Annotated in this window: 20 protein-coding genes; 9 read left to right on the top strand and 11 right to left on the bottom strand. The window is 71.4% G+C overall.

Annotated elements, in window-relative coordinates:
• The 5 genes from DEIPH_RS12420 to DEIPH_RS12400 all read left to right on the top strand — a co-directional run.
• Positions 1 to 583, top strand: a 583-nt coding sequence (locus DEIPH_RS12420) for a TVP38/TMEM64 family protein (RefSeq protein WP_034358557.1), incomplete at its 5' end; no start/stop codon positions are given.
• A 93-nt stretch (positions 584 to 676) separates the two neighbouring features.
• Positions 677 to 1,747, top strand: coding sequence for a phosphoribosylformylglycinamidine cyclo-ligase (gene purM / locus DEIPH_RS12415; RefSeq protein ID WP_034358537.1), 1,071 nt, complete (start codon positions 677 to 679; stop codon positions 1,745 to 1,747).
• Positions 1,744 to 2,457 (top strand): histidine phosphatase family protein, encoded by a 714-nt coding sequence (locus DEIPH_RS12410; RefSeq protein ID WP_034358535.1) that lies wholly within the window; start codon positions 1,744 to 1,746, stop codon positions 2,455 to 2,457. Before purM ends, DEIPH_RS12410 begins: the two co-directional genes overlap by 4 nt.
• Positions 2,458 to 2,597: 140 nt before the next feature.
• On the top strand, positions 2,598 to 3,557 hold the full coding sequence (gene meaB / locus DEIPH_RS12405; protein ID WP_034358534.1) for a methylmalonyl Co-A mutase-associated GTPase MeaB: 960 nt from the start codon (positions 2,598 to 2,600) through the stop codon (positions 3,555 to 3,557).
• Positions 3,558 to 3,815: 258 nt separating this feature from the next.
• On the top strand, positions 3,816 to 4,325 hold the full coding sequence (locus DEIPH_RS12400) for an isoprenylcysteine carboxyl methyltransferase family protein (protein WP_034358532.1): 510 nt from the start codon (positions 3,816 to 3,818) through the stop codon (positions 4,323 to 4,325).
• A gap of 69 nt (positions 4,326 to 4,394) precedes the next feature.
• Here the strand turns inward: DEIPH_RS12400 and DEIPH_RS12395 are convergent, their stop codons facing one another.
• Positions 4,395 to 4,910, bottom strand: a complete 516-nt coding sequence (locus tag DEIPH_RS12395; protein WP_034358530.1) for a hypothetical protein — start codon at positions 4,908 to 4,910, stop codon at positions 4,395 to 4,397.
• Positions 4,911 to 5,032: 122 nt separating this feature from the next.
• On the opposite strand from DEIPH_RS12395, the gene DEIPH_RS12390 reads away from it, so the two are divergent.
• Positions 5,033 to 6,199, top strand: a complete 1,167-nt coding sequence (locus DEIPH_RS12390) for an MFS transporter (RefSeq protein WP_034358528.1) — start codon at positions 5,033 to 5,035, stop codon at positions 6,197 to 6,199.
• A 422-nt stretch (positions 6,200 to 6,621) separates the two neighbouring features.
• Here DEIPH_RS12390 and DEIPH_RS12385 read toward each other — a convergent pair whose 3' ends face one another.
• From DEIPH_RS12385 to DEIPH_RS12370, 4 genes are all read right to left on the bottom strand, one after another.
• A complete protein-coding gene (locus DEIPH_RS12385) occupies positions 6,622 to 8,334 on the bottom strand; it encodes a helix-hairpin-helix domain-containing protein (RefSeq protein WP_034358554.1) in 1,713 nt (570 codons plus the stop codon).
• A gap of 82 nt (positions 8,335 to 8,416) precedes the next feature.
• On the bottom strand, positions 8,417 to 9,217 hold the full coding sequence (locus DEIPH_RS12380) for a histidinol-phosphatase (protein ID WP_034358526.1): 801 nt from the start codon (positions 9,215 to 9,217) through the stop codon (positions 8,417 to 8,419).
• A gap of 15 nt (positions 9,218 to 9,232) precedes the next feature.
• Entirely contained in the window at positions 9,233 to 10,228 is a 996-nt protein-coding gene (locus DEIPH_RS12375; RefSeq protein WP_034358524.1) for an MBL fold metallo-hydrolase, read from the bottom strand.
• Positions 10,229 to 10,237: 9 nt separating this feature from the next.
• Positions 10,238 to 11,119, bottom strand: coding sequence for an EamA family transporter (locus DEIPH_RS12370; RefSeq protein ID WP_456072961.1), 882 nt, complete (start codon positions 11,117 to 11,119; stop codon positions 10,238 to 10,240).
• A gap of 233 nt (positions 11,120 to 11,352) precedes the next feature.
• On the opposite strand from DEIPH_RS12370, the gene argF reads away from it, so the two are divergent.
• From argF to argC, 3 genes are read left to right on the top strand one after another with little or no spacing between them, the layout of a single operon-like run.
• Positions 11,353 to 12,276, top strand: coding sequence for an ornithine carbamoyltransferase (argF, locus tag DEIPH_RS12365; RefSeq protein WP_034358552.1), 924 nt, complete (start codon positions 11,353 to 11,355; stop codon positions 12,274 to 12,276).
• Positions 12,277 to 12,286: 10 nt separating this feature from the next.
• Complete coding sequence (locus DEIPH_RS12360; protein WP_034358550.1) at positions 12,287 to 12,832, top strand: GNAT family N-acetyltransferase; 546 nt, start codon at positions 12,287 to 12,289, stop codon at positions 12,830 to 12,832.
• Positions 12,829 to 13,806, top strand: coding sequence for an N-acetyl-gamma-glutamyl-phosphate reductase (argC, locus tag DEIPH_RS12355; RefSeq protein WP_034358520.1), 978 nt, complete (start codon positions 12,829 to 12,831; stop codon positions 13,804 to 13,806). The genes DEIPH_RS12360 and argC overlap by 4 nt, the downstream gene beginning before the upstream one ends.
• Before the next feature lie 27 nt (positions 13,807 to 13,833).
• Here the strand turns inward: argC and DEIPH_RS12350 are convergent, their stop codons facing one another.
• From DEIPH_RS12350 to DEIPH_RS12325, 6 genes are read right to left on the bottom strand one after another with little or no spacing between them, the layout of a single operon-like run.
• Complete coding sequence (locus DEIPH_RS12350; RefSeq protein ID WP_034358518.1) at positions 13,834 to 14,589, bottom strand: segregation and condensation protein A; 756 nt, start codon at positions 14,587 to 14,589, stop codon at positions 13,834 to 13,836.
• A gap of 34 nt (positions 14,590 to 14,623) precedes the next feature.
• Positions 14,624 to 15,622 (bottom strand): tryptophan--tRNA ligase, encoded by a 999-nt coding sequence (trpS, locus tag DEIPH_RS12345; protein ID WP_034358516.1) that lies wholly within the window; start codon positions 15,620 to 15,622, stop codon positions 14,624 to 14,626.
• A 27-nt stretch (positions 15,623 to 15,649) separates the two neighbouring features.
• Entirely contained in the window at positions 15,650 to 16,159 is a 510-nt protein-coding gene (locus DEIPH_RS12340) for a DUF3293 domain-containing protein (protein WP_235183238.1), read from the bottom strand.
• The gene (locus tag DEIPH_RS12335) at positions 16,156 to 16,542 is read right to left on the bottom strand and encodes a hypothetical protein (protein ID WP_034358514.1); all 387 of its coding nucleotides are present in this window, start codon (positions 16,540 to 16,542) and stop codon (positions 16,156 to 16,158) included. The genes DEIPH_RS12340 and DEIPH_RS12335 overlap by 4 nt, the downstream gene beginning before the upstream one ends.
• Positions 16,539 to 17,624, bottom strand: a complete 1,086-nt coding sequence (gene truD / locus DEIPH_RS12330) for a tRNA pseudouridine(13) synthase TruD (protein ID WP_034358512.1) — start codon at positions 17,622 to 17,624, stop codon at positions 16,539 to 16,541. Before truD ends, DEIPH_RS12335 begins: the two co-directional genes overlap by 4 nt.
• A gap of 58 nt (positions 17,625 to 17,682) precedes the next feature.
• The gene (locus DEIPH_RS12325) at positions 17,683 to 18,477 is read right to left on the bottom strand and encodes a hypothetical protein (RefSeq protein WP_034358510.1); all 795 of its coding nucleotides are present in this window, start codon (positions 18,475 to 18,477) and stop codon (positions 17,683 to 17,685) included.

The raw sequence follows: 18,477 nt of genomic DNA, 5'->3' as shown, positions 1-18,477 counted from the left end.
CCCCTCCAGCGCCCCCGCCGTGACCCACGCCTTCGTGGCGGGGCTGGGGTGGGCGGGACCGCTGGCCCTGATTCTCGGCTTCGTGGTGCAGGCGGTGTTGCCGGTGCTGCCCGCCCTGGTCATGATCGCCGTGACCGCCCGCGCGTATGGCCCGGTCGAGGGCTTTTTCATCGTGTACGCCGGCGTGCTGCTGGGCGCCGCCGCCGGGTACGGGCTGGGGCGGGCGGTGGGGGACACGCTGGTGCGGACGCTGGCGGGTGAACGCGCCCGGAATGCGGCCCACGCTTTTGCCACGCGCCACGGCGTGCAGGGCGTGCTGATGGTGCGCCTGATGCCGGTGCTGTCCGCCGACGTGATGAATCTGGTGGCGGGGGCGGCGCGGATGCCCTTCCGGCCCTTCCTGCTGGCGACCGCCGCCGGGGCGCTGCCGGTGACGGCGCTGGTGGTGTGGCTCAGCGGCAACGCGCACCGCCTGGCCTGGGGGGTGGGGCTGCTGTCCGCGCTGGTGGCGCTGGTGGCGGCCTTCCGCTGGTGGCTGGCCCGCCGGACCGCCCCGCTGCCGGAGCCGGACGCCGGAGCCTGACCCCCCGGCGAGTCGGGTAAACTGCCGCACGGACCCGCCCTGCGCGGGGGGCCTCATGCCGAGGCACGGGCTGAGGCACTTTCCGGGAGGATCATGACGCAAGGCAAGACGGACGCGGCCCCTGCGGGCACGTCGGCATATGAGCGGGCAGGCGTGAGCATCGACGCGGGGCACCGGGCAGTCGCCCTGATGAAGGGCGCGGTGGCGCGCACGCACACGCCCGCCGTGCTGGGCGGGATCGGGGGCTTCGGCGGCCTGTTCCGCGCCGCGTTCGGGGCGATGGCCGACCCCGTGCTGGTCGCCTCTACCGACGGCGTCGGCACCAAAACCAAGGTCGCGGTGCGGACCGGGCGTTTTTCCGGCCTGGGCGCGGACATCGTGAACCACTGCGTGAACGACATCCTGGTGCAGGGCGCGCGGCCCCTCTTCTTCCTCGATTACGTGGCGATGGGGAGACTCTGGCCCGAGCGGGTGGCCGAGGTCGTGACCGGCGCGGCGGGGGCCTGTGAGGCGCTGGGCGTGGCCCTGCTGGGCGGCGAGACCGCCGAGATGCCCGGCGTGTACGTGGAGGGCGAACTCGACATCGTGGGGACCATCGTGGGCGTGGTGGACCGCCCGCACCTGATCGACGGCGCGCGCATCCAGCCCGGCGACGCCGTGATCGCCCTGCCCAGCGCCGGGCTGCACACCAACGGCTACAGCCTGGCTCGCCTCGCTCTGGACGAGCTGGACTGGCAGGAGGCCCGCGCCGACCTGAACGGCGAGCGGCTCGAAGACCTGCTGACTGTGCCGCACCGCGCCTATCTGAACGCCTTCGGCGCCCTCGCGGGGGCAGGCGTGGACGTGCGCGGCATGGGCCACATCACGGGCGGCGGCCTGATCGACAACCCGCCGCGCGTGTTCCCGGAAGGTGTGGGGATGCGGGTGGACACGGCCTCGTGGACGGTGCCGCCCCTCTTCGAGCTGATCGTGCGGCGGGCGGAGGTGGAGCGCCGGGAAGCGTTCCGCGCGCTGAACATGGGCGTGGGCTTCCTGTTCATCGTGCCTGCCGCGCAGCGGGAAGCGGCCCTGGCGGCGCTGCGCGGCGCGGGCGAATCGCCCTGGGTGATCGGGGAAATGGTCCGGGGGCAGGGCGTGACCTTCTCGGGCGAGGGCACGCCTTGACCCAGCGGCGTCCTCCCACCGGCTTCGTCGCGCCCGACCGCCGGACCGCGACCGAGTTCTGGGTCGTGCGGCACGGCGAGAGCACCTGGAACGCCGACGGACGCTACCAGGGGCAGACCGACGTGCCGCTCAGCCACGTCGGCATTCTCCAGGCGTCCACCCTGGCCGAGCGCCTGACCGGGCAGCACTTCGACGCCGTGTATTCCAGCGACCTCACCCGCGCCTCCCAGACCGCCGAGATCGTGGCCGAGCGGTTGAGTGGGCACCCGGCGGTGCAGCCCGACCCCGGCCTGCGCGAGATCGATGTCGGGGAACTCGGCGGCCTGGTGCTGGCCGACATCGAGGCGCGGCACGCCGGGTACCTGACGGCCCTGCGCGCCGATCCCTGGGCCACCCGGCGGCCCGGCGGCGAGAGCATGGAAGACCTCTTTGCCCGCTGCGGCGCGGCCTTCGATGTGCTGCGTGCCCGCCACGCCGGGGGCCGGGTGCTGGTCTTCACGCATGGCGGCGTGGTGCGGGTCGCGGTGGGCCTCGCGCTGGGCGGCGTGCCCCCGAACGCCTGGGCGCGCCTCAGCGTCACCAACACCAGCATCACCCGCGTCCTGCTGGGCGAGAACGGCGGCACCCTGCTGGGCTTCAACGACGACGCGCATCTGGAAAACCTGATCGAGGCGACCGAGGCGGACGACGTGCTGGGGCAGGCCCCGTGAGGGTCGTGGGGTGTAGGGTGTGGGAGAGGCGGGGGCGCGTGCCCTGCGCTAAGGTGAGGCGTTCCGTTCGCCTCCGTCCGGGACTTGCCGGTTTCCTCCCCTGGCGCTTCCGTCTTCCGGTTGCCTGCTGACTTCTGCCTATGACTTCCAACAGCCCACCCCCCACAGCCCACAGCCTCGAAGACCGTTTCCGTGCGGGCGACCTGCGCGCCCTGGCCCGCGCGATCACCCTGGCCGAGAGCGGCCTGGACGCGGCGCGGCCCCTGCTGCGGGCGGCCCGCGAGCTGGCGGCCTCCCGTGGACCGGGCGGCACCGTTGTCCTGGGCGTGACCGGCAGCCCCGGCAGCGGCAAGAGTACCCTCACCGACGCGTTGATCGCGTTCCTGCGTGCCCAGGGCCAGCGGGTCGCGGTGCTGGCGGTGGACCCCAGCAGCCCCTACTCGGGTGGCGCGATCCTGGGCGACCGCATCCGGATGCTGCGCCATCATGCCGACGAGGGCGTCTTCGTGCGCTCGCTCGCCAGCCGGGGGGCGCTGGGGGGCCTTTCGGCGCGGACCATGCAGGTGCTGGCGCTGCTGGAGGGGGCGGGCTTCGACTGGGTGATTCTCGAAACCGTCGGCGTGGGCCAGTCGGAGGTGGACGTGGCCGCCGCCTGCGACCACACGTTGCTGGTGGTCACGCCCGCCGGGGGCGACGGCGTGCAGGCGTTCAAGGCCGGGATCATGGAAATCGCCGACGTGATCGCCGTGAACAAGGCCGACCTCCCCGGCGCGGACCGCACCGTCCGCGAACTGATGGCCGCGCAGGGCCTCGGCAAGCACGACGAACACACCTGGTTCGCGCCCGTGCGCCGCACCGTCGCCGCCAAGGGGGAGGGCCTCGACAAGATCGTGGACGCCATTCTCTCCCACCGCGCCTTTCTGGGGGAGGAGGGCTTGCACGAACGCCGCGAACGCCGCGCCGAGTTCGAGGTGCGGACGCTGGTGCAGGACCGGGTGCTGAAGCGCGCACGCGCGGTAAGCGGCGACCTCTATGCCCGCGTCGCGCGCGGCGAACTCGACGCGGACGCCGCCGCCGACGCGCTGCTGGCGGGGGCATAGAACGCGGAAGTCAGGGACGCCGGGTCAACTATGCCGGGTCAACCCCGCGTCCCTGAACGCGCTGTCCCGGACTTCTGCGGGAGGCTTCAGCTCTCCACCGCCGTGATCGGAGGCAGGAAACCGCCAGGTTGTCGTCCTTGATTCCGGCGGCTCTCGGCTCCGGCTGGGTCGGTCGCGGGGCGGGAACGGTCACCCGCCTGACGGGCCAACAGGCGGACGGGTCTCATTCTGCGTGCGGCATCCCGTAAGCTGCCTGACGTGAAGGCCCGCACCCTCGCCCCCCTGATCTTCGCCTTCCTGACCGTGCAGCGCCTGCTCGAACTGCGGGTGGCGCGCGCCAACGAACACTGGGCGCGTGAACACGGCGCGGTGGAGTCCGGCCAGGAACACTATCCCCTCTTCTTCGTGCTGCACCCGGCCTGGATGCTGTGCCTGCTGCTGGAAGGCCGGCGTTCGCGCGGGCGGGTGAACTGGCTGGCCTTCGCGCTGTTCGTGCTGGCGCAGCCGCTGCGGTCCTGGGTGATTCGCACCCTGGGGCGCTACTGGAACACCAAGATTCTGATTCTTCCCGGCGGCGAGCGCGTCACGGGGGGTCCCTTCCGGTATCTGCGGCACCCGAACTATGCGGTGGTGGCGCTGGAGATGGCGGCGGCACCGCTGGCGGTCGGGGCGTGGCGCACGGCCCTGGCTTACAGCGTGCTGAATGCCGCCCTGCTGCTGCTGGTCCGCCTGCCCGCTGAGGAACGGGCGCTGCGGGCGTACCGGTAGGGAGAGGACCAACGCCGGTAGAAAGGCCGACGGGCGGGGGTAGAACCCGTCCACGGCGGCCCGCCCGGATCAGGAAACTTTGGGCCAGCGGCGCGGGGTGCGGCGCTCGAAGGTCAGGCCGCCCGGCGTCTCGGCCAGTTGCACGGCGGCCTGGACGGGCAGGGCCTGGAGTTCCAGGCGGGTGCGGCCCCGGGCGTCGGTCCGTTCGATGGCGGAGGCCACGGCCAGCACCCGCAGGCCCCGCCGCTCGGCACGCAGCAGGGCTTCGAGTTCGGGCAGGCCGTCCGTGAGGTAACCGGTCACGAGCGCGACCTCTGCCCGCGCGGAGTCTGCTGGCTGCTCCGGTATCTCCGGCCTGGGGCTGGAAAGCGCGTCCAGCACGGGAATGCCCCGCGCATGGGCCAGGGCGTGGGCGAGGGGATGGCCCCCGGGCAGGGCCAGCACGGCGTCGAGTTCGGGGAGGACCGCCGCGAACAGCCCGGCGAGGTTCTCCCAGTCGCGCCCCGGCAGCGCGGCCAGCCAGGCATGCAGCCGCGCCTCGGAAGGAAGAGTCTGGGCCACGGCATCCCGGAACGCGAGCTTCATGCCCCAGCGTACTCTGTTAAAAACTTCACGTCACCGGGTCCGGTCTGTTCCGCCGGGGGAGGGGGTGGCCCGGCCCGCTGGACGCGCCAGAGAGGCCTCCGCGACTGGCGTAGGGTAAGCCGATGCAAGCCGTCTCGCCCCAGGCCGCCGCCCGCCACGCCACCGCCATCGCTGTGGCGGTCACGGCGGGCCACTTCATCAACGATGCCTACGGGGCGATGCTCACGCCCCTGACGCCCGCCTTGCAGGGCAAGTTCGGCGTGAGCATCGCCGCCGTCACTCTGCTGTCCAGCGTCTACAGCCTCACCAGCAGTGTGCTGCAACCCCTGCTGGGCATTCTGGGCGAGCGGGTGGACCGCCGCTACGCCGCCGCCCTCGGCCCCCTGATGACCGGGCTGGGCCTCACGCTGATGGGCTTCGTGCCCTGGTTCGGCGCGCTGATGCTGCTGGTCGCGGTGGCGGGCTTCGGCAGCGGCTTCTTTCACCCGGCGGGCGCGGCCTACGTCGCCCTGAACAGTCCGCCCCAGAAGCGGGGGTTGTGGGCCAGTCTCTTCAGTGCGGGCGGCACGGCGGGCATGGCGCTGGGACCGGTCTTCGCGGGGGTGGGCCTCACGCACCTGCCCTGGTTCGCGCTGATCGGGGCCGTGATCGCGGGGATCACCTTTGCCGTCACGCCGTCTGGCCGGGCGACAGGTCGCCGCGTCGGGATGGCCGAGTACGCCCGCATCTTCCGGGGGCCGCTGGTGTGGCTGTGGGGGATGGCGGTGCTGCGTTCGCTCGCCAGCATGGGCTATAACGCCATGTTGCCCTTCATCCTGATGAACCGGGGCTTCGGGATGCGCGAGGTCGGGATCACGCTCGCCGTGTACGCCGTCGCCAGCGCCGTCGGCGGCATCGTCGGCGGGCGGGCCAGCGACCGCTACGGGCGGGTGCCGGTGCTGCGCTCGGCCATTCTCAGCACGATTCCGCCCTTTGCCCTGCTGATCATGTCCAGCCCGGCGAACTGGTGGTTTTACCCCCTCACCTTCCTGGTGGGTGCGGCGGTCAATGCCAGCATTCCGGTCGGGGTCGTGGCGGCGCAGGAATATGCGCCGGGGCATGTGGCGGTCGCCAGCAGCATCATGATGGGGTTCTCGTGGGGGTTCGCGGGGTTGCTGGTGTTTCTGGTCGGGGCGCTGGCGGATGCCTCCACGCCCACCATCGCGGCGCTTGCCAGCCTTACGCTGCTGATTCCGAGTGCCTTGATCGCGTACCGGTTGCCGGAGCCTCGGAAGGCGGCGTTCGAGTAGGCGGGAGGGTGAGGGTGGGCGGTCCGGGCTTGAGGTTCGGGCCGTTTTGCTTTTGGAGGCTGGGCCTCTTGACCCCGGTGGCCCCCACCCCCAGCCCCTACCCCCAGAGGGGGCAGGGGAGCGGCGCTGCGCTGGGCAAGAGTCGTTCCGGACCTTGCCGAGGTTGCCCAGCCCGTCACGGTTCCGGCCTCGCCGCCATGCTTGGCCCGTTTGGAAGGCCTCGGGCCTGCGGCCCGAACGGCTCCGCGGCCTGGAAAGTGGAGTGGGAAGGTGGGGATCATTTACCGGCTGACACGGTTTTTAAAAGATGGGAATGATGCCGCTGGGTACATGAGTGCGTTGGAGATGCAGTTTTGCTCCTCCCTCCTTGCGGGGGAGGCTGGGTGGGGGATGATGCCGCAAGCTGCCCTCATCGCGTGGAACTACCCCCGCGCTTCCCGCTGCCGCCGCACGAAGGCCAGAAACTCCTCCTGGCCCAGCGTGTTCACGACCTTCTCGGGTGTCAGTCCAGCCTTGCGCGCGACCGCCACGCCGTAGCGGGTGTCGCCCAGTCCGGCGGGCACGTGGGCGTCGGTGTTGATGGCGAAGGTCAGGCGGTCACGCCAGCGCAGGGCCTCGCGCCAGTCGAGGTCGAGGCGGGCGGGGTTGGCGTTGATTTCGACGACGGTGCCTGCCTCGGCAGCAGCAGCCAGCACCGCGTCCAGGTCGAGGGCGTAGCCGGGGCGGCGCAGCAGCAGGCGGCCCGTGGGGTGGCCCAGGATCGTGACCAGGGGGTGCGAGGCGGCCCGCACCAGCCGCGCGGTCTGCCGCTCCCGGTCCAGCGTGAAGTGGCTGTGGACGCTCGCCACCACGTAATCGAGGTTCAGCAGGTCCTCGTCGGGGTAGTCCAGCGAGCCGTCTTCGAGGATGTCCACCTCGGTCCCCGCCAGGATCGGCAGGCCCGCCCGCTGAAGCTCGCGGATTTCGCGCACGTAGGCCCGCAGGCGCTCGGTGCTCATGCCGTTGGCGTAGTGGGCGGCGCGGGAGTGGTCGCCGGTGCCCAGAAAGGTGCCACCGGAAACCCCGCCGAGCCTAACCGCTTCCTCCACCATCTCGGGGAGGGTCGCTGCGCCGTCCGACCAGACGGAGTGGGTGTGGAGCAGCCCCTTCAGGTCGGCCACGGTGACCAGTTCGGCGGGCGGGGGCAGCGTCTCCCAGACCCCGTCGTGTTCGGGGTCGCGGTACTCGGCGGGGCGCAGGGGGAGGCCCAGTTCGCGCAGCACGTCCGCCTCGGTCGGTGTGGGGATGAGGGTACCTTCCCGTTTCAGCCCCCGCCCGCTGAGGTCGAAGCCCCGCGCTTTCGCCACCGCGCGGAGGGACTCGCGGTAGTCGGTGCCGCCGCCCATCATCAGGTCGAGCGCGCCACGTGCTCCGGCAGGAGCATAGGCCACCTCCACCGGCACGCCGTTCACCCGCCCGTTCAGCAGCGGCTTGGGGTCCACCGGGGCGAGGTCTTCCACCCGCCCGGCCAGCCGGGCCGTCACGTCCTCCGCAGCCCCGGTGACCGTCACGCGGGCCACGCGCACCGTTTCCAGGCCGCGCCGTGCGTCCCCGGCTGTCCTGGTATCCAGTCCGTCCAGCCAGCCCGCCAGCGCCTGCGACACGTCCAGCCCGGTCGAGAGGTGCTGGCGGTCCTGCGCGCCCAGCACGAACTCCACGGCTTCCAGAATGGTCGCGGCACTCTTGGGGCCGAAGCCCTTCAGGGCCGCCACCCGCCCGTCCTGCGCCGCCTCGCGCAGCCCCTCCAGCGAGTCGACGCCGGCTTCCCGCAGCGCGCGAATCTTCTTCGGCCCCAGCCCACGCACCCGGAAAAGGCCCAGCACGCCGGGTTCGACCTGACTCGCGGCCTCTTCCAGCGGCGCGAATATGCCGGTGGTGGCATAAGCGGTGAGGTCGGCGGCAATGGCCTTGCCGACCTTCGGCACCCCGGCGAAGCCCGCCGCCATGAGGTCCGCGACCGGCGTCTCGGTCGCCTCCAGGCTGCGGGCCGCGCCCCGGTAGGCGTTGGCGCGGAACGGCTCCTGCCCCAGCACGTCCAGCAGGTCGGCCGTGGTGTTCAGCGCCCCCACGAGCTGCTTGCGGGTGACTTCAGGCAGAGCCGCGCTGCTCTGGGCCGTCCCGGTAGAGCGCCCGGCCGTCTCACCGCTTCGCTCGGGGGCGGACGGCCCGGAATCCTTCTCAGGCATGGCGCACCCTCCCCGCGTAAGTCACCACACGCCCGCCCGCGTCCTGAATCTGCCGCAGGGCATCGGTGAAGCGGAACCCGACCTCTCCCGGCGTATGCGCGTCACTCCCCAGCACGAAGGGAATCCCGCGCTCGGCGGCGGCGCGCGTCAGCCCCGGCGAGGGGTACGCCTCGGCCACCGGCTTGCGCCAGCCCGCCGTGTTGAAGTCCAGCGCGAGGCCAGCTTCGGCCACCACGTCCAGCGCATGCAGGGCCGCCCCCTGCTCCGGGTCGCGGTGCCCGAACTTCTTGGGCAGGTCGAGGTGCCCGATGCTGTCGAAGAGGCCCGTTCTGGCCGCCCCCGCCACCAGCGCGTAATAGTCGCGGTAGAGCTGCCCCAGGTCGCGGTCCCCGTACTCGGCCACGTATTCCGGGTTGTCGAAGCCCCACGCGCCGAGGTAGTGGACACTTCCGATCACGTAGTCCCACGCGTGCGCGTTCAGCACCTGCGAAACGAACCGCTCGGTGCCGGGGTGAAAATCGGCCTCCAGTCCCAGCCGGACCTCCAGCCGCCCGGCAAACTCGGCCTGTACCTCGCGCACCGTGTCCACGTACTCCGCGAGCTGGTCCAGCCGCATCCGCCAGGGGGCGTCGTACCACGCGGGCATGGGCATGTGGTCGGTGAAGCAGAGGCCCGCGAGGCCCGCGTCCAGCGCCGCCTGCGCGTACTCGCGCGGCGTACCCTGCGCGTGCCCGCACAACGGCGTATGCAGGTGGGAGTCCCAGTGCTTGCTGAGAGAGGGGAGTGAGGTCATGGCAGACAGGGTACGTCACTCCTCCAGCCACTCCCCCGGGAAGCGCGTGGCGGGAAAAATGGCCTGGGCTGCCTGCAACAGTTCCGGCCAGTGCCCCGGACGGTAGCGGCGTGAGAGGTGGAGCAGACACAGCGTCCGCACCCCCGCCGCCCGGGCCAGGGCCGCCGTCTGCGTGACGGTCGTGTGCTGGTGCCGCGCCGCCAGGGCCGCGTCCTCCGGCGCGTATTGCGCCTCGGCGTAGAGGGTGTCCACGCCCGCCAGCAGCGACGCGAGTCTGTCCTGTTCCGCCCCGTCCAGCAGGAAGTCGGTCAGGTAGGCGAGCCTCTGGCCGGGTTCGCGCCGCAGCAACCGCGCGGCCAGTTCATCGGCGTTGTGAGTTATGCCCTGAATGTCCAGCCTGCCCCTCGCCCCCGCCTTGAGCTGGGCGAGCCAGGAGCCACCCTTCAGGCCCAGCGCAGCGAGTTGCCCCGCGTCCACCGTGACACGCTCCGGCTCGCGGACCACGTAGCCCAGGCTCAGACCGTGATGCTTGAGGGGAATGACCTCCACGCTGGCCTCGGCGGTGGTCAGCAGGGGGCCTTGCAGCGGGCGCGTCCCCTCCTCGTGCATCCCCTCAAACGCCTCGTGTGCCTCGAAGCGGAAGGTGCGGACCTCCCGCCCGTCCACGTCATGCACACGCCAGGTCGCTTGCAGCTCCGGCGCGTAGTTCCACCAGTAGCCCCGAAAGCGGTGCCAGAGGATGCGCGCGGTGCCCGGCGGCCCCCAGATGTGGTTTTCGCGGCCCATCCGGTCGAAGTTGGCCCGGAAGAAAGTGTCGAACCCCGCCACGTGGTCCATATGCAGGTGCGAGAACAGCAGGTGGTCTATGGCCTGAACCTCGCTCAGCGGCAGCGCGTCCAGCGTGTCCTCCCCGCAGTCCAGCAGCAAGCGCGTCTGCCCCTGCCCGCTGTCGGCGGTGACCCACAGGGCGTTGTCTTCAGCGGGACGGCCCAGAACCTCTGCCTTGAGCATGAGCGCAGCTTAGTCGGCGGGGGAGAGGACCGGGCGCCGCCGCCCTCCCAGCACATGCAGCACCAGTCCCCCGAACACCAGCCCCGCGCCCAGCAGCTTCAGGAACGGAAAACCCTCGTGGTAGAAGACGGCGCTCGCCAGCATCCCGAACACGGGCACCAGCAGCGAGAGGGGCGCGACGCGGGAGGCCCCGTGCCTCTGAATCAGCAGGCTCCACACGCCGAAGCCCAGCACCGTGTTGCCCAGCCCCATGAACAGCACCGCCGCCCAGAAGGCCCAGCCCGACGTGGTGAGGGTGTGAACCACCGACCCCCACCCCGCCGTCAGCCCCGCCAGCAGCGTGAGGGGAAGGGGCGCGATCAGGCTGCTCCAGACCACCAGCGCAAAGGCGTTCGCCCCGCCCGAGGCCCGCACCAGCAGATTGCTGAACGCCCACCCCAACGCCGCGACCAGCGTGAGCAGCAGCCCCACCAGCGTCACGTCCCCACCGGCCGCGAGGCCAATCAGGGCCATGCCCCCGAAGGCCAGCGTCATCCCCAGCATTTGCGGCGGCGTGATGCGCTCGCCCAGGAAACGCGCGGCCAGCAGCGCCGTGAAAAAGGCCTGTGTCTGCATCAGCAGCGAGGCCACGCCCGCGCTCATGCCGAGCTGAACGGCCAGGTACAGCAGCCCGAACTGCACTACCCCCACCGCCAGCCCGTACCCCCACAGAATCCGCGCGGGAACACGGGGGCGCGGCACGAACAGCACAGCGGGAAAGGCGGCCACCGCGAAGCGCAGCGCGGCCACCAGCAGCGGCGACGCCCCCGCCACCGACCACTTGATCACCACGAAGTTCACGCCCCAGATGAAGGTGATCAGCAGGGCGAGGAGCAGGCTGCGGGCGGGCAGGGCAGAAGGCGGCATCGGTCCGGAGTGTACGCCTCCCCTCCGGAGGGCGTGCAGGCATGCGGGACAACTCCTTCTGCATCTTTTTTCTATCTTCTGTATAATCATTCTCCATGACGAAGGTCGCCCATTCCGCCGCCCAGCCCTCTGGGGCAGAGCCGATGCCGCAGCAGCCCCCCGCGAATGCGGCGAATAATCCTGCGCTCCTCACGCCGGAGACGCTGCCCGCCCCGGTGATGGCCGGGCGCGACTTCCTGAGCAACCTGGACATGACACCGGGGGAGCTGCGGACGGTGCTGGACACGGCCCACTCGATGAAGCGGGGCGAGTGGCGCGGCGTGAAGCCCCTCTCCGGCCTCAGCCTCGCGCTGATTTTCGAGAAGGCGTCCCTGCGCACGCGGACCACCTTCGACGTGGGGATGTACCAGCTCGGCGGGCACGCCATCACCCTCAGCAACGCCGAGATCGGCCTGGGCACCCGCGAGCGCGTCAGCGACGTGGCCCGCAACCTGGAGCGCTGGGTGGACGGCGTGATGGGCCGGGTGTACCTCCAGCAGACGCTGCACGAACTGGCCGACCACGCCGCCATTCCGGTCATCAACGGCCTCTCCGACATGCTGCACCCCGCACAACTGCTGGCGGACTACCAGACCATCGAGCAGGCGTTCGGCCCCGACCTGCGTGGGCGGCGGGTGGTGTATATCGGGGACGGCAACAACCTCGCCAACAGCCACATTCACCTGGGCATCCTGACCGGCACCGACGTGACCATCGTCACCCCGGTCGGGTACGAGCCGAACGGCTCTGTCCTGATGGACGCCGTGAAGCGCGGCGCGAACGTGACCCTGACGAACGACCTGGGCGCCATCGAGGGGGCCGACGTGCTGTACACCGACGTCTGGATTTCGATGGGCCAGGAGGCCGAGGCCGACATCCGCCGCCGCGCCTTCCGGGGCTATCAGGTCACGCCCGCGATGCTGGACACCATCGCCCCGGACGGCATCTTCCTGCACTGCCTGCCCGCCCACTACGGCGAGGAGACGGTGCCGGAAGCCACCGAACACCCCAAGTCCCGCGTGTTCGACCAGGCCGAGAACCGCCTGCACGCGCAAAAGGCGTTGCTGTACCACGTGATGGGCGAGATGAGGCCCCGCTGGTAGGGTGGTGGACATGAGCCGCGTGGTCCTGCGTTCCCTTGATCTGTCCGACGCGCCCACACTAACCGCGTACCGCAACCACCCCGAGGTCGCCCGGTATCAGAGCTGGACCTTGCCGTATTCCCTGAAGGAGGCTGCGGCCCTGATCACCGACATGCAGGGCCGCACCCCCGGACAGGAGGGCTGGACGCAACTGGGGCTGGCGGACGCGGGCACCGGGGAGCTGCTGGGCGACCTCGCCGTGCGGGGCGTGGGCGCGCGGCAGGCCGAAATCGGCTTCACCCTCGCCCCGCAGGCCCAGGGACGCGGCCTGGCCTCCGAGGGACTGGGCCTCTTGCTGACGCACCTGTTCGGAACGCTGGCCCTGCACCGCGTCTATGCCAGCATCGACCCCCGCAATGGTCGCGCCGCCTCACTCCTCTGCCGGGCGGGATTCCGGCATGAGGGCACGACCCTGGAAAGCTACCTGCATCGGGGAGAATGGACGGACGACGCGACCTATGGTCTGTTGGCCCGTGAATGGCGCGCACGACATGCCCAGGAGAAGCCCACCCTATGACTCCCACCATCTTCATCGACGGCGAGGCCGGAACCACCGGCCTGCAAATCCGCGCCCGCCTGGAGGGCCGGGGTGACCTTGAGCTGCTGAGCATCGACCCTGCCTGCCGCAAGGACCCGGAGGCCCGGCGCGAACTGCTGAATGCCGCCGACGTGGCCGTGCTGTGCCTCCATGACGATGTGGCGCGCGAGGCGGTCGGCATGATTGAGAATCCGGCCACGCGCGTGCTGGACGCCAGCAGCGCCCACCGCACCGCCGAGGGCTGGGCCTACGGCTTTCCCGAACTGACAAAGGGGAGCCGTGAGGAGATTCGCGCCGCGCGCCTCGTCAGCAATCCGGGCTGTTACGCGACCGGGGCGATTGCGCTGCTGCGGCCCCTCACCGACGCGGGCCTGCTGCCGCCTGAATATCCCGTCAGTGTGCAGGGGTTCAGCGGGTACTCCGGCGGGGGCCGCGCGCTGGTGGACGCGAATGAGGGAAGGGCCGGTTCTGATTCAGCAGGTCATCCGATGGCTGGCCCGTTCAAGAGCTACGCCCTGGGCCTCACGCACAAGCACCAGCCGGAAATGGCGCGGCACGGCGGCCTGAAGCACGCGCCCCTCTTCACGCCGCATGTGGGCGGCTGGCGGCAGGGGATGCTGGTCCAGATTCCGCTGCACCTCAGGGCGCTGGGGGTGGAGGCGGAGGCGCTGCATGCGGCGCTCGCTGAACGCTACGCCGGGGAACGCTTCGTGCGCGTGATGCCCTTCGAGGGCGGCCAGCCTGCCGACCCCATCCTCGACCCGAGGGCGCTCAACGGCACCAACGACCTCGAACTGTTCGTCTACGCCAGCCCCGGCGGGGAACACGCCCTGCTCGTCTCGCGCCTCGACAATCTGGGCAAGGGGGCCAGCGGGGCCGCCGTGCAGAACCTCGACGTGATGCTGGGGCTGGAGGAGGCAGGGCACGAGTACCGGGTGGCGGAAGGGGTATAAAGTCCGCCGACCAACGGGGCTGAGTTTTTAGCTCTCCTGGCGCTCGGTCATCTGCGCCGTCACCTGAATCTCCCCATACGTTCCCTCCTGCTCCACGCTGAAACTTCCCTCTTTGACGCCCTCCAGCAGCGCGGCAAAGTAGGTGGTGCGCTCGCCCCAGTCCTGGGCGGGAATGCCCCGGAAGGTGAAGGTCCGCAGGCGGCTGCCGAAGGCACGCAGGGCGCTCAGGGCATCGGCCAGCGTCAGGCGTTCGCGGGCCAGCAGGGGCACCTCGACCTGCCGGACGGCGTTCTGCGCGGCCTTCACCAGTCTGGCGAGGCTGCCTTGCGGGTTGCTCTTGCGTTCGCGACGGGGCAGGTCCACCGGCACCGGGCGCGCGGGAATCAGCCCCTCGCGTTCGCGGCGGCGGGCGGCCAGGAAACCCACCAGCGCGTCCAGTTCCGCCAGCGCCTCCACACCCTCCACCACCTCGTCCAGCAGGTCGTCCGCGTAGTCGCCGGGGTCCGGGTCGTCCGGTTCGGGCTGGGGCAGCAGCAACCGGGCCTTGAGCGCGATGACGTTCGCCAGGGCGGGCAGGGCCTCCGGGTGCGCTTCCAGGCTGCCCGCCTGCGCGGATGCCCACGCCAGCACCTCCCGCGTGAGCGTCAACAGCGGCACCTCGCCCGGCCCCACCCGCCCCGCCCGCAGCGCCGAGGCCAGGTCCGCCAGCGTGCCCTCAAAGGCAGGCAGGCGGACGGTGAACCCTGCTGCGCTGACAGGCGGTGGCGCGGCCAGGGTGGTCAAGCGACCTCCCCACAAACCCACACCCTACGTCCCATCAGAGCTTCAGAAACCCCGCCTTCTCCCGCACTTCCTCCATCACGGGCCGGGCAATCTCGCGGGCCTGCCGCGCCCCGGTCGCCAGTGCGTCGCGCACCCAGTCGGGGTTGGCCCGCAGCCCCTCGGCCCGCTCCTGAAGCGGCGTCAGCTCGCGGGTGATGCCCTGCATCAGCATCTTCTTGCAGTCCACGCAGCCGATGCCCGCCGTGCGGCAGCCCTCGTAGACCGTCTCGATGGTGGGCAGGTCGGAAAAGAGCTTGTGGTAGTCGCCAATCAGGCACTTGTCGGGGTCGCCGGGGTCGCTGCGGCGCACGCGGGCGGGGTCGGTCGGCGCGACGCGCAGCTTCTGCCAGATCGAGTCCAGCGGCTCCAGAATCCCGATGGTGCTGCTCTCGCCCTTGCTCTTGCTCATCTTGCCCTGGCCGTCCACACCGGGAATCCGCAGGGCGTCCCTGGCGTACACGGCCTTCGGCTCGGGGAACGTCTCGCCGTAGGCGTGGTTGAACTTGCGGGCCAGGGCGCGCGTCAGCTCGATGTGTTGCGTCTGGTCCTCGCCCACCGGCACGGTGTCCGCCTTGTACAGCAGGATGTCGGCGGCCATCAGCACCGGGTACATCAGCAGGCCCGCCGGGATGCTTTCGAGCTGTTCGGCCTTGTCCTTGTACTGCGTCATGCGTTCCAGCTCGCCCACCGGGGTCAGCGCCGTGAACACCCAGCTCAGCTCCTGGTGCTCGGGCACCTGCGACTGCACGAAGAAGACGACCTTTTCCGGGTCGAGGCCCGCCGCGAAGTTCGCCACCGCCATCTCGAAGGTGCGCTGCGCGAGCGTCTTCGGGTCATAGGCGGCGGGGTTGGTGATGGCGTGCAGGTCCACCACGCAGTAGATCGAGTTCTTGCCGTACTCCTCACCCAGCCGCACGTAATTGCGCATGGCCCCGAAGTAGTTCCCGATGTGCGGATCGCCCGTCGGCTGGATTCCTGAAAACACGCGCGGCATAACCGCATGATTCTAGCGGCCCCAGGCTCAGAGGGCAGAGGGCCGGGGGGACGGTGGGCCTGTGCCCTCCTCACCCACGGCCCAGAACCGCTCCGCGCCGGAGGGCCGTCCGTCCCCGTCGAGCCACACCAGCGCGGCCCTGGCCCCCACCGCCCACAGCACCGCCGCCTGCCCGAACGCCGCGCCCCAGGCCGCCGCCTGCCGCAGCCGCACGCCGGGGATGAGGAGCGCCTCCTCGCGCCATTCGCCCTCGCCGTTGTGGGCGGGCCAGGGCACCAGGCCGCTCGCCTGAACCCGGGCGAGCAGGGCCGCCCCGGCCCGGGCGTTGGCCTCGGGCGCCGTCAGCGTTCCTCCCGGATTCCAGGCGGTGACGACCGCCCAGGGCCCCCTGCCCCGGTCCCCCCGTGCCCAGGTGGGGGCCGGTCCCCGCCGCGCCGACAGCCGGAAGCGTTCGTGGGCCGTGCCGTAGGTCGTGGCGAGAAAGGCGGCGCGCAGGTCCGCTCTGTGGGGCAGGGCCGACAGGGGCCGCTCTCTCAAGGGCGGCTGACGGCGGCGTCCACGTTCAGCACCTGCATGTTGCTGAAGCGCAGCGCCAGCCGCACGCGCTGTCCGGCCCGGAACTCGCCGCCGACCGCCACGCGGTAGAGCGTCCCCGCGTTCATCAGCAGGGTGCCGGACACCGGAATGGTTTGCACGGCCTCACAGCGGGGGGCGCATTTCAGCAGGCGGGCGCGGCCCCCGCTGCTCCACACACCCGTCAGCTCGTCGTCGGCCCCGGCGGTGACGCGGCCTTCCAGCACGGCCCCGCCGAACGAGGGCCGCAGGGCCACCTCGGCCACCGGGGTCCGCGCGGCGAGGGCGGCCCCCACCATCAGCAGGCCCGGCCCCGTGAGCAGGGCGGCCAGCGCGGCCCGCCTCACGCGCTCTCCTCGTCGCTGTCGCCGCTCTCAGGGTCACCCGCCGCCGCGTCCACGTCGGTCTTCATCAGTTCGCGCAGGACGCTGGTGGCAAAGCTGCCTTTGGGGAGGGTAAAGGCCACCGTGTAGCCGTCCTCCTCCGGGCGGACCTCGGCCCCCTCGGGAAAGACCCGGGTGAGGCGGCGGTCCCCCCGGCGCGAGGCGAACACCTCCGGGGTCAGGCCGAAGGCGGCGAGCGCCTCGCGTTCCAGTTCGCCCGCGTCCAGTGTCAGCGGTTTGGCCTTCTTGCCGAAGAGGGTGCCCGTCGCGCTCACCTCGCCCCGCTCGGCGCGGGGAGACTCGGCGGCGGCGTCCTCGACCAGAAAGACGCCACCCGTGTCGTGCTTTTTGGCCATATCGCCCGCCAGGAGCCGCTCAAACAGCCCCCGTTCGAGCCGCAGGCTGAGAAAGCGGTTGAACACTAGGCTCTGCACGCTGGTGGTCAGGAAGCGGCGCACGCGCGGGTCGCGGAGGCGGGACTCGCCGCGCAGCACCCGCAACCCCTCCTCGGCGTTCAGGCCCTGTAAGCCGAAGCGTTGCGGCCCGAAGTAGTTCGGCACACCCTGCGCGGTCAGCCGGGCCAGCGTGGCCGCCGCCTGATCCGCCATGCCCGCTGCCTCCCGCACCCGCACGACGAAGCGGTTGCCACGCAGGTGCCCCAGCCCCAGCTTGTTGCCGTGCCGCCGCGTGTCCAGCACGCGCACGCCTTCCAGACTGAAGGCGGACAGCCGCTCCTCGTACTTCGCCGGGATGCTGATCCACTGCGTCGTCACCGCGTGGCGGTCCTTCAGGCCGGCTGCGCCCACGTCCCGGTCCCGCACGCCGACCTGCGCGCACAGCTCACGCAGCACGTGGGCGGTGGTGTGCCCTGTCTTTTCCAGGTGCAGATACAGGTGCTCGCCCTCTCCCGAGAGGGGGTAGGCGGGAACCTCCTCCACCCGGAAATCCTCCGGCACGGCCCGCAGACGGCCACCCGTTCCAGGCGTGTCCGTCAGCGCGGCGAGCGCCGACCACTCGAAAACCAGACTCACGATGCTGCCCACCATACGCCAGTCGGCCCCCCGGGGACGTGAACGGCCTCACGCAGCGGCCCTCCCACCCGCTTCAGTTCAGCACCCGTTGGTCCGCGTAGACCGGCGGGGTCCAGTCGGCGCGAAAGAGGCGCGGCTCTCCCGGCTGCCGGCCCCCCCGGCGGTGGACCGGCACGTACCAGACGCGCACGCCGCCCGCGCGCCCATTGAGCGGCAGGAAGGCGCTCTGCCCGGCATTCAGGGTGTTCAGGGGTGCGCCGCCCTCGTCGCGGACGCGCAGCCAGGCATTCATGCCCGAAGGGGACCAGCCCGCCAGCCGCAGCGGGCCGTCCGACACGTTCACCAGCCGCGCGCCCCGCTCGGTCAGGGTGACGCTCAGGTCGGGCCACTCGGGAAACTGCACCCGCCCGAAACGGACTTCCAGGCCCGGCAGGCGGGAGGCGGCGTGCTCCCGGTACAGCGCCGCCGACAGCAGGCCGCCCAGCCCGGCCAGCAGGGCCGCCAGCGCGAGCGTCACCGAGAGGTCCGTGCCGCCGCGCACTGCGGTCAGCCCCAGCAGCGTGAGGCCGACCACCACCCCCACCGCGGGCCAGGCCCAGCCCGGACGCACCCGCGCGGGCCGGAAGGCACCCGGCCAGAACTCCGCCAGCAGCAGCAGCGCCGCGCCCAGGCCGAACAGGGCGGGGGCGTCGGCCAGGGGCGTGGTCCACAGCAGCCCCAGCCCCGGCACCGCCCACCAGGACACGTGCGGCACCCAGCGGTGCCCGGCCTCGCGCGCCACCCGCCACAGCCAGTACGCGGCGATCAGGGCCAGGGCCAGCGCGTAGGGCAGCGTGATGTGGGAGATGGGCGCCAGCCAGTCCGCCAC

This window comes from Deinococcus phoenicis (assembly GCF_000599865.1).
Taxonomy (GTDB): Bacteria; Deinococcota; Deinococci; order Deinococcales; family Deinococcaceae; genus Deinococcus; species Deinococcus phoenicis.
The sequence above is the reverse complement of the archived record's forward strand: the minus strand, read 5'-3'. Positions and strand labels throughout refer to the sequence as shown.